The sequence below is a fragment of the Haemophilus sp. SZY H8 genome, assembly GCF_018829755.1.
Taxonomy (GTDB): domain Bacteria; phylum Pseudomonadota; class Gammaproteobacteria; order Enterobacterales; family Pasteurellaceae; genus Haemophilus; species Haemophilus haemolyticus_K.
On record NZ_JAHKJY010000001.1, the window covers coordinates 111,001 to 123,017 of the forward strand.

Sequence of the window (12,017 nt, forward strand, 5' to 3'; positions counted from 1 at the left end):
ATGGATAGACGAAATTTCCTTAAAGCAGGTCTGCTGGGAACAGTCACATCAGGTCTGCCCGTTGCAAAAGCAGAAGCGGTGGAAAATCTTCCTCCAATTCCTGGCGCACTTGGGATGCTTTATGACTCCACACTTTGCGTTGGCTGTCAGGCTTGTGTAGCAGAATGTCAGCAAGTAAACAAAACACCTGTCAATCCAAAAGGTGAGCAAACTTGGGCAAACAATGACAAACTCACTCCGTTCACACGCAATGTGATTCAAGTATGGAGTGATGGCGACGGCAAAAATAAAGATAAAACAGAAAACGGTTATGCTTATGTTAAAAAACAATGCATGCATTGTGTTGATCCAAACTGCGTTTCTGTTTGCCCTGTACAGGCTTTAACCAAAGATCCTAAAACAGGTATTGTTAAATACGATCCTGATATTTGTACTGGTTGCCGTTATTGTATGGTGGGCTGTCCGTTTGACGTGCCAAAATATGATTATGACAATCCATTTGGTCAAATCAGCAAATGTGAACTTTGCAACCAAAAAGGTGTGGAACGCTTAGATAAAGGTGAATTACCAGGTTGTTGTCATGTTTGTCCAACTGGGGCAATTATTTTTGGTACCCGTGAAGAACTTTTAGCAGAAGCAAAACGTCGTTTAAGTTTATTACGTGGCACAGAATATGACTATCCTCGCCAACATGTAAACAGTAAAGACACTTATCGCGCAACTGTGCCAGCCTATCAATATCGTATTTACGGTGAAAAAGAAGGTGGCGGTACACAAGTATTAGTGTTAAGTGCGGTTCCACAAGAAAATTTAGGTTTTCCTGAGTTAGATGATATTGCTACAGGTGCACGCGCAGCGCATTTACAACACTTCCTGTATCGCGGTTTGGCATTGCCACTGGTGGCGTTAGCTGGTTTAACAATGATGACTTATAAGAATATGCACGGCGATAAGATTCGTGAACGAATTGAAGCGCAAAAAGAAGCAATGCGCCAAGCACGTAAAGAAATGGAAGAAGCGGAGGATGAACATCATGGGTAATCCACGTCCGGTAGGCGGACGATTAGTTTCCGCCAGTATTCTCTTTTTTGCACCTTTGGCTGTAATTTGTATCTTATTAATTATTAAGCGTTTGTTCTTAGGTATCGGTTCCGTCACCGCACTTAACGGGGGTTATCCTTGGGGCTTATGGATTTCCTTTGACTTACTTGTAGGTACAGGTTTTGCCTGTGGTGGTTGGGCATTAGCTTGGACAGTATATATTTTCAATAAAGGGAAATATCACCCTCTTGTGCGTCCCGCATTGCTTGCAAGCTTATTCGGCTATTCACTAGGTGGTCTTTCCATCACCATTGATATGGGGCGTTACTGGCACTTGCCTTACTTCTACATTCCAGGTCAATTCAATACAAACTCGGTGTTATTTGAAACCGCATTTTGTATGACGATTTACATCATTGTTGTTACCCTTGAATTTGCGCCAGTTTGGCTCGGGTTCTTAGGATTGAAAAAATGGTTCAATAAGCTCAACAAAATTATGTTCTTTGTCATCGCACTTGGCGCACTATTACCGATGATGCACCAATCATCTATGGGATCATTAATGATCGCCGCTGGTCATAAAGTTCATCAAGTGTGGCAAAGCTATGAAGCATTACCAATCTTATCCTTGCTTACCGCATTTATTATGGGCTTTTCTATCGTAATTTTTGAAGGTTCTTTAGTGCGCGCAGGTTTAGCAGGAAAAACACCAGATGAACGTTCACTCTTTACCCAGCTTGCAAAAGTGACCGCTGGATTAATCGCACTTTTCCTTGCAGTACGCTTTGGTGAGTTGATTTACCATGACAAACTCCATTATGTATTCGGATTCGATAAACTTGGTAAATTTGAAGCTTGGATGTTTTGGATGGAAGTATGGTTAATGACATTACCATTACTCACTTTATTCCTTGGTGAGAAAAAATCTGATTCACGTTGGCTATTTATCTCAGCCTTGAGCATGTTACTCGGCGCAGCCCTATGGCGTTTAAATTACTCAATGATTATGTACGATCCAGGTAATGGCTATCGTTACTTCCCATCAGCAGAAGAATTGCTAATTTCTATTGGTTTCGTTTCCATCGAAATTTGCGCCTATATTTTAATAATTCGTCTATTCCCTGTCTTACCAGTGTTGAAAGAAAAACATCATGAAGACTCGGAACAAATTATTGCCGAAAAAGCACAATTCAGTAAAAAAATGAGCGGAGCAGAATAATGACTGAAAAAAAACGTATCTCAATCGACCCTATCACACGCATTGAAGGCCATTTGCGTATCGATTGCGAAATTGAAAATGGCGTAGTAACAAACGCTTGGTCATCAGGCACAATGTGGCGTGGTATGGAAAATATCGTGAAAGGTTCAGATCCGCGTGACGCTTGGATGATTATGCAACGTATTTGTGGCGTTTGTACAACCGTTCACGCCATTATGAGTGTGCGTGCAGTGGAAGATGCTCTCGGTGCCAAAGTACCAGTGAATGCACAATATATCCGCAATATGATTCTTTCTGCTCATAGCATGCACGACCATATCGTTCATTTTTATCAACTTTCTGCGATGGACTGGGTGGATATCACTGCGGCACTTAACGCTGATCCCGATAAAGCCGCTGAAATGCTTAAAGGTGTTTCAACATGGGGGCTAAACAGTGCAAATGAATTCCGCAATGTACAAAATAAAATTAAATCTTTAGTTGAAAGCGGTCAGCTTGGTATTTTTGCCAACGGTTATTTCGGTCACTCTGCAATGAAATTACCTCCAGAAGTAAACCTAATCGCTGTGGCTCACTATCTACAAGCCCTTGAATGTCAACGTGATTGTAACCGTATTGTGGCATTACTCGGCGGAAAAACACCGCACATTCAAAACTTAGCAATTGGTGGCGTGGCAAACCCAATCAACTTAGACTCTCAATCAGTATTAAACTTAGAACGTTTAATGTTTGTAAAATCCTGTATTGATCGTTTAAATGACTTTGTTACCCAAGTTTATCGTGTTGATGCGGCGATCATTGCGGCCTATTACCCTGAATGGCTCAATCTTGGTAAAACATCGGGTAACTACCTTTCAGTGCCTGAATATCCAATTGATGGTGATAATTCTAAATTTGTTCTAACGGGTGGCTATATTGAAAACTTCGATATTTCGACCTTCCGTCTAATTACCCAACAGAAAGATGAATTTGTTGTAAAAGGCATTAAAGAAAGTGGTAAACACGCTTGGTATGAAGACGATGAACCGCTTGAACCTTGGGCTGGCTTAACACGTCCGAAATATACAGGCTGGCAAGATGAAGGCAAATATTCATGGGTTAAAGCGCCAAGTTTCTACGGAAAAGTTGTTGAAGTCGGCCCTCTTGCCTATTTAATGTGTAACTTGGCAAACCAAAATAAAGATACATTACATCACTTTAACCATATTAAAGGGCTGTATGAAAAACTGAGCGGCAATACCTTATCCGTTGACCATTTACATTCAACCTTAGGGCGTATTATTGCTCGTACCGTACATTGTTGCGTGCTAAATGATATTCTTGAACAACAATGGAAACTACTTGTTGATAATATTGGCACAGGTGATACCGTTGCTTATCTCAAAACAGACATTCCACAAACTGGTGAGTTTAAAGGTGTTGGGTTTGGTGAAGTGCCTCGTGGCATGCTCTCTCACTGGGTTGTCGTTAAAAATGGCAAAATCGAAAATTATCAAGCCGTTGTACCATCAACTTGGAATGCAGGTCCTCGTAACCAAAATGATGAAATGGGGCCTTATGAGCTTTCCATCATCGGCACACCCGTAGCAGATCCGACAAAACCATTAGAAGTTGTGCGCACAATTCACTCTTTTGACCCTTGTATGTCATGCGCAGTGCATGTTGTGAACACAGAAAATGGTGAAGTCACACAAGTGAAGGTGCTCTAATGAAACCATTAATCTTAGGTGTTGGTAATATTTTACTCGGCGATGAAGGGGTGGGCGTACGAATCGCCCAAGCCCTAGAAAATCGCCCTGAAATTTTACCGCACTTTGATGTGGTTGACGGTGGCACTTGCGGCATGGAATTACTCGATGAAATGGCAAATCGTGAGCATATCATCATCATTGATGCTGTACTCGCCAATAAACAGCCAGGAGAAATCATTGTGCTTCATGATGAGCAAGTGCCAGTATTTTTCTCGCGTAAAATTTCACCACACCAACTTGGCATTTGTGATGTGCTTTCTGCGTTAAAATTAACGGATGAATTCCCTAAAAACCTATGTTTAATTGGGGTTCAACCAGAAACTTTTGAGCCGCAGATTGCATTAAGTGAAACAATTCAAAAACAATTTCCAGAAATTTTTAAAACATTAGAAAACGTTTTGAAAGAGTATGGATTTCACGTTCAAATGTAGATGAGAAATAATACATTTCACGCACGCCATAATTTGCTCTTATGGTATGCGTGAATTGTTGAAATTCACCTCGCTATAAATTTTAATAATTATGTATCGACACGAAAAAACACCAGAAAATACCACCTCACTTGAAGGTGTTATTCAAGGCTTCTCCGAAGAGCCATCTTCAATCTTCCAAAACGAAATGCGAAAAGTTGCAGAAGAAATGAAAGATCTTCCTTTCTATCGAAAAGGTATCGACTGCTATTGTCCTAAATTTGTACTTTTTGAAAACCAATGGATAGGTACAGTTGTGACACCTTGGATGTTGAGCATTGTCATTTTACCAGGCAAAGATCAAGAATGGGAACCGCGTGAAATTGGTGATAAACTTTCAGTACAACTACCCTATAAAACCTTCACCTTCACAGTGAGTAGTTTAGAAAATATTCCACAATATCTTAGTTGCTCCCTTCATTCTCCGATTGATCCTGCCATGACAAATACTCAAGCAGCTCAACTCGCACAAGATTGCCTCAGAATGATTTTATCAATGCCAACAAAAGCAACAACTTTTGATCCAGATCGACGTAACTTATTCCGCGCGATAGTAAAATAGGTACAAATTTCAATAGGAGTGAAAGTATTATGTGTTTAGGTGTTCCAGGCCAAATTGTTAAGATTGGCGAAAGCGCTCTTCAACTTGCCACAGTGGATGTATGTGGCGTACAACGTGATGTGAATATTTCACTAGTCTGCACAGGAGATCCTGCCGATTTACTTGGCAAATGGGTGCTCGTTCATGTAGGCTTTGCAATGAGTGTTATTGATGAAGATGAAGCCAAGAAAACCCAAGAAGCCCTACTCGCCATGAGTCAACTAGAACACGAAGTTGGGGATTTTTTAGGATTAAATCAAAAATAAAGATAACATACTGATCCGATGTAATTTATCTCATCGCTCAATCCTATAAGAGCAGGACAGGATATACCTGTCCGCTCTATAAAACTAAAATGCTGAAGTATCTTGAAATAAACCTACTTTTAAATCTGTAGCGGTATAAATGATACGTCCATCAACTTCAACTTCACCATCAGCCATACCCATCACAAGCTTACGATTAATAACACGTTTCATATTAATTCGATAGATCACTTTTTTAGCCGTTGGCAAAATCTGTCCAGTAAATTTTACTTCACCAACTCCTAATGCCCTACCTTTTCCTTTGCCACCAATCCAGCCTAAGTAGAAGCCTACAAGTTGCCACATTGCATCTAACCCTAAACACCCAGGCATAACTGGATCACCAATAAAATGACAGCCAAAAAAAGGTAAATTAGGGGTAATATCAAGCTCTGCTTCAATATAGCCTTTACCAAATGCGCCTTTTTCTTCATTCATTTCGATAATTCTGTCCATCATCAACATCGTTGGTGCAGGCAATTGAGGCCCATCGTTACCAAATAACTCACCACGACCTGATGCAAGCAAATCATCGTATGAATAACTGCTTTTTTTATTAGGTGTACAAGTGTTTTGCATTTTACCTTCCTATATACATGATAATTTCAGCACTATACTGATTAAATATATTCTAGAAAGAATAAATAAATCTGTAAATAGCGAACACTTGTTAGCAGAACTAGTCGGATCAGTGCCGTTTAATTATAACTAAAAGAAAAGCGAACAAATGTTCGCTTTTCTTAATTAAGATTTAAAAAAATCCCAAAATCCTTTTTTTTCAGAATTGAGCTGATTTTCAATCCTACGTTGAATTAAACGAGAAATAGGCATTGTTTTTTCTGAATATTCTTTATTTTCATCTAATAAATCACGTTCAAACAAGTACTCACAGGCTTGATAAATATCTTCAACTGGATAAATAAAAAATTCATTATTTTTTACCGCACTTTTAACTTCATCAGATAGACTCAGTTGCTGTATAGTTGTCATAGGAATAATCACACCTTGCTTGCCTGTTAATCCACGACGCTGACAAATTGTGAAAAAACCTTCAATTTTATCATTTACACCGCCTACTGAATGAACCAAACCAAATTGATCGATAGAACCTGTAATCGCAATGTTTTGAGGTAGTGGTAAATCAGATAAAGCACTCACCAATACACAGAAAATTGCAAGCGATGCACTGTCACCATCAATTTCACCGTAAGACTGTTCAAACACCAATGATGCAGAAAAAGGCAATTGAGAAGGGAGATCAAGAATATTAGAAAGACAAGCTTGAGCAATCATCATACCTTTACTATGAATATTTCCTGCAAGCTCATTTTTTCTTTCAACATCAATAACTTCCCCTTCACCAAACTGGACAATACAACTAATACGTGAGGGTTCACCAAAACTCACCGGTGTGCCTGGATATTCAATCACTGAAAGCCCATTTATCTGTCCAACAATTTCCCCTTGGGTCTCCACATAGACTTGTTCATTTAAAATATCAGCATAAGTTTGCTCTTTCAAAAAGCCATATTGTATAGATTTTCTTTGAAAAACAGCTTCAAAATCATCCGCACTTAATATTGAATTACCCGTTAATGTCACTACATCTTGTAGTATTTCTTTAAGTTTAAGAGGTGAAATATTGATGAGAAATCGATCTTCACTTTCGCGTACTAATAATTTATATAATTTATTGAGTGCAGAAAAATTCATTTCAACATTAAGTGTTTGTGCTATTTTCTTCACATAACCAGCCCACATCTTTTGAGATTCAACTTCTGCCACTGAAATATAACTCTCAATTTCAGCATAATCAGCAAAAGAATATAATGATTCTTCTAACTCACCTAAAGTTGCCAATTCTGTACGATTTCCAAGCACAATAACTTTCAAATTAAGCTTATAACTAGGCACATCGCAGGGCAAGTGTTTAAAAGGATGAGCTGAATACCAATCAAAAGTTTGTGTTTGTAAAATTTGCTTTAGTCGTAACCATAAGTCAAACTGAGATAATAGCATTGCTGCACTTAAAATTAATACTCCTCCATTTGCACGATGAACTAATCCAGGATTTAATTGAATATCATGAGAACTAGGATGAACACGAAGAGAACCAAACAATTGAAATTGATCACAATAAAGTGCGTTCACCACCTCACCTGGCGTAGCAAAATTATCGTCTAGGGAATGGGCCATCTCTGTATAAACACGTGGAAAAGAAAAAGCGTCTCCTTGCTCAACAACATAATTTACACCAAAAACCAATTGTTCACGATGATGATGCAACTTAGTAAAGGATTCCAATAACGAAGCATATTCAGCTTGATCATCAGCTTTAAGCATTAGCAAAAAACGATTAGGATGACGTAAAAATACAGATAGAGCCTGTTTAGCATTAGGTTGTAATGACCAAAAATCAACCCTCTCTGGTGGAAATTCTGTTATAGCTAGATCTGGTTGCAACGCTTGCCAATCCAAGGCTTGTTGAGGAAAAAATGAACTCACAGTCACTCTCTTTTTGAAAAAATTAGGGCTATTATCGCATATTTCATACGCTTGTAAAAATCTGCTAGAAAATTCATTTAAAAAGACTTACACTAGTCGAGTTACCACGTCACTGAATAGTTAAAACATGAAATATCAAAAACTTGAAAATCAAGAAGCTAATTGGAAATGGATTTATCTCATTCGAAAATACCGTGAAGGAGAAAATATTACATGTTATGAAGAACGCAGTCTACAAGAGGCAAAATCACAAGAATTATTAGCCTGTCAACATTATCCCGAAAAAATAGAAGCGTGGATAAAAAACCATCTTTCTCCAGCACTTCCAATTAAATTAGATCAGGCTATTCGGGCGCGCCGTAAACGCTTTTTTAATGGTGAAAAACAACATACAAAAAAGAAGTCTATCGATTTAGAATATGCTGTATGGCAACGTCTTTCAAGATATTCTCGCAAAATGAAAATGACATTATCAGAAACTATTACCTATATGATTGATGAGCGAGAAAGTAAAGCACAATTTGAAAATCAAATGGCTGCAATGAAAAACAGCTTGAAGAATTTACTCAAATAAAAAAGACAAGCTGCAATTCTTGTCTTTTTACTTAGGACTAAATAGAGAAAATCAGAGCAACATCGTTACTCCTGGTTATCCACTATAGGGATAATTTTTGTGGCATGAGAGCCTTTGTCTCCATGAATCACTTCAAATTGTACTTTTTGCCCTGCTTTTAAAGAGCGATACCCTTCCATTTCAATAACAGAATAATGAGCAAAAATATCGGCATCTACCCCCTCAGCGGAAATGAAACCAAATCCCTTTGCATTATTAAACCATTTCACTATACCAATTTCCATAAAAGACCTCTCTAGGCTTTGCCTATTAAAACAAAATACCAATAAGGCGATTGCCTTATCACCTCGCATGGTTAATATGTTCAGTCATTTTATGAAATAATGCAATGAGAAATCTTCAAAAATGATAACTAGATCACAAAAAATTAGTTTTATGATGCCTTTTTATTATGATTATGTGCTTCTCGTATCGCCTTTGCTACAATTTGGATAGCCTCACCACTACTTACACCTTTCGCCATCAACGCTTGAATTTGTTCTACTGCTTTTTGTTGTTGTTCATGCGTTAAAATAATATCAAACATTCTCCCATCCTAATTTATTCATTAATTTTAACCATTGTTCATCTAAACCTGCAGTGAGCTTTATCTCTATTTGTGTTATAGGGTGAATAAATATTAATTCATAAGCATGCAAAAATAATCGTTGACAACCTGTATGAGTAGTTAATGCTCGATTCTGATGTAAATCGCCATATTGAGTATCCCCTAAAATTGGATGAAAAATATGTTTCATATGTCGCCGCAATTGATGTTTTCGCCCCGTATAAGGAATCAATTTCACTAAAGAATAACGTGTGGTTTGGTAACGCCCAACCGGATAAGGCATTTCTGTAGTTCTTATCCCTTCATATTTAGTTATGGCATCTTGAGGAGGTTTATCTTCTTGGGATAATTTATCTGCAATTTTATCTAATTGAATTTTTAATGGATAGTCAATAATGTCCCTTCCCTCTAAATATCCTCTTACGACGGCTAAATAAGATTTCTCCACACATCGCTGTTCAAATTGCTGACATAATATATTGGCAATTTCGCTATTTAATGCAAATAATAAGACACCAGATGTGGGACGATCGAGACGATGAACAGGAAACACATGCTGACCAATTTGATCTCGTAAAGTTTGCATGACAAATTGTGTTTCGTGAGGATCAAGCCAGCTACGATGTACCATCATTCCTGCAGGTTTATTCACTGCAATCAGTACATCATCTTGATATAGAATCTCTAATATCATTGATTTTTCAATAATTCTTCTAAGGCTATTAAAGGAGACAATAATTGTTCTAATTCATCAAACTCTTTCATTGCTTCTTCAATATAAGGGGAAATTGCAATCTGATTTGGCAACGGCGCACCACTTTCCAGTAATGCTAGCATACGTGGAATAAATACCCATTGTAACCATTCTTGAGCAGACATCGTATCAATAGAAAACGGTTCTTCACTGAGAAAAGCATCAGCAGCTGGAGGAATACTTTGCCATAATGACAAAGAATGCATAACATTTTGTAATTGCTGGATATACTTTTTTGTTTGATTACGCATAATAATTCCTCTAAAAAATATAATGCTTATTCTACAAAAAATCATACTATTTCGCAAAAGTACTATAATTTTAATCGTTAATCATCATCTTCCTTACTACTTAATCTCACTATTGAAGTATTTTTCTTGATTTAAGTCATCATTTTATCAAGAAATGAATATAAACACTTTCCATCACAAAGAAAATATCCTACTATTTTAATCGGTTTTATTCTATTTCATTTAAGAAGGAGTGATTTATGTCTTTTGCCCAACAAAAACTTAGCGAATTAGCAGTTTCTATCCCGGGAGCAACCAAAATTTTTCGTGAATATGATTTAGATTTTTGTTGCGGTGGTTCTATCTTACTAGAAGTTGCCGCACAGCAAAAAAATCTTAATCTCGCTGAGATTGAAACGCGCTTAGCCCATTTACAACAAAGTAAATCAGAAAATAATGATAAAGATTGGAATGTTGCACATTATGACGAAATTATCGATCATATTATTACACGCTACCATAATCGCCATCGAGAGCAGCTACCTGAATTAATTACCTTGGCTCAAAAAGTTGAAAATGTACATGGTGATCGTGAAGATTGCCCAATTGGTGTAGCCGCACAACTAGAAAAAATTTACATCGAATTAAGCCAACATTTAATGAAAGAAGAACAAATTCTTTTCCCAATGATTAAGGCCAAAAATTATATGATGGCAGCTATGCCAATCCGTGTAATGGAAATGGAGCATGATGAAGCAGGGCAAGATGTAGAAGTCGTTAAATCTCTCACTAATCATTGTACAGCACCTTCTGATGCTTGTTTTAGTTGGAAAGCTCTATACAGTGGGATTAATGAGTTTATTGATGACCTTATGCATCATATTCATTTAGAGAATAATATTTTATTCCCTAGAGTATTAAAAGAAAAATAATTTATGTAAAAAGGGCTAGATAAAATATCTAGCCCTATTTTTTAATGACGTAATACCTAAATTATTTTTGGTATAAAGGAGCTGGTCCTTGAGTACCGCCATTAGATTGACTACCTTCCTGTAATTTTAATACAGAACCAGAAGCAGTCACTTCTACACGACGGTTAGGTCTTAAACACTCTCTTAACGCTTGTTTATCTGTTACATCATCACAAGCCTTAACCTGTGGATTTTTACCATATCCAACTGCGTTGATCTGAGCAACAACACCATCTTCTAATAAACGTGCTTTAACACGATTCGCACGACGTTGAGAAAGATTTAAGTTATAAGAATCTGAACCTAAACGGTCAGTATAACCTGCAACTTTAACATCTTTTGCACCAGTTGCCTTTAATTGATTTGCAACGTTATCAACGACTTCTTTACCACGCGCAGTTAAAGTATCTTTATCAAAATCGAATAAGAAATCACCGCTTAAACTGAATGCAGAATTACCGTTACAGCCATTAGGGAACCAAAAGAAAGATTGTGCATTATGGTTTTTATCAAATAACACTTTATACTGACAAACTTTGTGAACCCCATTTTCACGATAATTAAATACATAATCCCATTCTTCTACGCCATATAAACCTTCAGCAAAATGAGGATCACCGATTAATTGACGAATTTGATCTTTATTTTGACCACGTTCGATCAAACGAACATTAGACCAATTTGGCCATGTACCAAATTGACTACCATCATGATTAAAACCTGATGTATCAATTTTTGGCCATACCAATTGTGGTACTTGCTCACCATTTACATCTTTATATTCAGGTGTACCTGCATCTGTTACTTTGCTTAAGTTACCACAAGCTGTCACAGTTGCGATTGCAACAGTAGATAATAAAATACGAGATAATTTCATTTGTTTTACCTTTTAATTTGTAAAATCCCTAAATTAAAGGGATAACTAAACTTTATAAATTTCAAAGAACAAAACTTTCAAAGTTTCGGCGCATATACTAATGGCAAAACTT

At 37.2% G+C, this 12,017-nt stretch carries 15 protein-coding genes; 8 read left to right on the top strand and 7 right to left on the bottom strand.

What is annotated here, in order from left to right; genetic code table 11:
- The 6 genes from hybA to hybG all read left to right on the top strand — a co-directional run bounded on the left by hybA (position 1) and on the right by hybG (position 5,348).
- A complete protein-coding gene (hybA, locus tag KKW16_RS00500; RefSeq protein WP_005636015.1) occupies positions 1 to 1,041 on the top strand; it encodes a hydrogenase 2 operon protein HybA in 1,041 nt (346 codons plus the stop codon).
- Positions 1,034 to 2,260 carry a Ni/Fe-hydrogenase cytochrome b subunit gene (gene hybB, locus KKW16_RS00505; RefSeq protein WP_005629305.1) on the top strand — a complete coding sequence of 409 codons (1,227 nt, stop codon included), beginning with the start codon at positions 1,034 to 1,036 and terminating at the stop codon, positions 2,258 to 2,260. The genes hybA and hybB overlap by 8 nt, the downstream gene beginning before the upstream one ends.
- Positions 2,260 to 3,969 carry a hydrogenase 2 large subunit gene (gene hybC / locus KKW16_RS00510; protein WP_048953233.1) on the top strand — a complete coding sequence of 570 codons (1,710 nt, stop codon included), beginning with the start codon at positions 2,260 to 2,262 and terminating at the stop codon, positions 3,967 to 3,969. The genes hybB and hybC overlap by 1 nt, the downstream gene beginning before the upstream one ends.
- Positions 3,969 to 4,442 (top strand): HyaD/HybD family hydrogenase maturation endopeptidase, encoded by a 474-nt coding sequence (locus KKW16_RS00515; protein ID WP_005638555.1) that lies wholly within the window; start codon positions 3,969 to 3,971, stop codon positions 4,440 to 4,442. The genes hybC and KKW16_RS00515 overlap by 1 nt, the downstream gene beginning before the upstream one ends.
- A gap of 91 nt (positions 4,443 to 4,533) precedes the next feature.
- Complete coding sequence (hybE, locus tag KKW16_RS00520; protein ID WP_048953234.1) at positions 4,534 to 5,043, top strand: hydrogenase-2 assembly chaperone; 510 nt, start codon at positions 4,534 to 4,536, stop codon at positions 5,041 to 5,043.
- A 29-nt stretch (positions 5,044 to 5,072) separates the two neighbouring features.
- A complete protein-coding gene (gene hybG / locus KKW16_RS00525) occupies positions 5,073 to 5,348 on the top strand; it encodes a hydrogenase maturation factor HybG (protein ID WP_005626486.1) in 276 nt (91 codons plus the stop codon).
- Positions 5,349 to 5,432: 84 nt separating this feature from the next.
- Here the strand turns inward: hybG and fabA are convergent, their stop codons facing one another.
- Both fabA and KKW16_RS00535 read right to left on the bottom strand, forming a co-directional pair.
- Positions 5,433 to 5,966 (bottom strand): bifunctional 3-hydroxydecanoyl-ACP dehydratase/trans-2-decenoyl-ACP isomerase, encoded by a 534-nt coding sequence (gene fabA / locus KKW16_RS00530; RefSeq protein ID WP_048952668.1) that lies wholly within the window; start codon positions 5,964 to 5,966, stop codon positions 5,433 to 5,435.
- Positions 5,967 to 6,131: 165 nt separating this feature from the next.
- The gene (locus KKW16_RS00535) at positions 6,132 to 7,898 is read right to left on the bottom strand and encodes an AAA family ATPase (RefSeq protein ID WP_161798463.1); all 1,767 of its coding nucleotides are present in this window, start codon (positions 7,896 to 7,898) and stop codon (positions 6,132 to 6,134) included.
- Between the two features lie 121 nt (positions 7,899 to 8,019).
- Between KKW16_RS00535 and matP the strand changes: the two genes are divergently transcribed.
- A complete protein-coding gene (gene matP, locus KKW16_RS00540) occupies positions 8,020 to 8,466 on the top strand; it encodes a macrodomain Ter protein MatP (RefSeq protein WP_048952670.1) in 447 nt (148 codons plus the stop codon).
- A gap of 65 nt (positions 8,467 to 8,531) precedes the next feature.
- Here matP and cspD read toward each other — a convergent pair whose 3' ends face one another.
- From cspD to KKW16_RS00560, 4 genes are all read right to left on the bottom strand, one after another.
- Positions 8,532 to 8,750, bottom strand: a complete 219-nt coding sequence (cspD, locus tag KKW16_RS00545; protein WP_215767734.1) for a cold shock domain-containing protein CspD — start codon at positions 8,748 to 8,750, stop codon at positions 8,532 to 8,534.
- A gap of 149 nt (positions 8,751 to 8,899) precedes the next feature.
- A complete protein-coding gene (locus tag KKW16_RS00550; RefSeq protein WP_048952672.1) occupies positions 8,900 to 9,052 on the bottom strand; it encodes a YoaH family protein in 153 nt (50 codons plus the stop codon).
- Entirely contained in the window at positions 9,045 to 9,764 is a 720-nt protein-coding gene (gene truC / locus KKW16_RS00555; protein WP_215767901.1) for a tRNA pseudouridine(65) synthase TruC, read from the bottom strand. Before truC ends, KKW16_RS00550 begins: the two co-directional genes overlap by 8 nt.
- Positions 9,764 to 10,078, bottom strand: a complete 315-nt coding sequence (locus KKW16_RS00560) for a YqcC family protein (protein ID WP_048952673.1) — start codon at positions 10,076 to 10,078, stop codon at positions 9,764 to 9,766. Before KKW16_RS00560 ends, truC begins: the two co-directional genes overlap by 1 nt.
- A 239-nt stretch (positions 10,079 to 10,317) precedes the next feature.
- Between KKW16_RS00560 and ytfE the strand changes: the two genes are divergently transcribed.
- Positions 10,318 to 10,989 (top strand): iron-sulfur cluster repair protein YtfE, encoded by a 672-nt coding sequence (gene ytfE / locus KKW16_RS00565; protein WP_204713949.1) that lies wholly within the window; start codon positions 10,318 to 10,320, stop codon positions 10,987 to 10,989.
- A gap of 61 nt (positions 10,990 to 11,050) precedes the next feature.
- Here the strand turns inward: ytfE and KKW16_RS00570 are convergent, their stop codons facing one another.
- On the bottom strand, positions 11,051 to 11,905 hold the full coding sequence (locus KKW16_RS00570) for an OmpA family protein (protein WP_048952675.1): 855 nt from the start codon (positions 11,903 to 11,905) through the stop codon (positions 11,051 to 11,053).
- Positions 11,906 to 12,017: the final 112 nt, after the last annotated feature.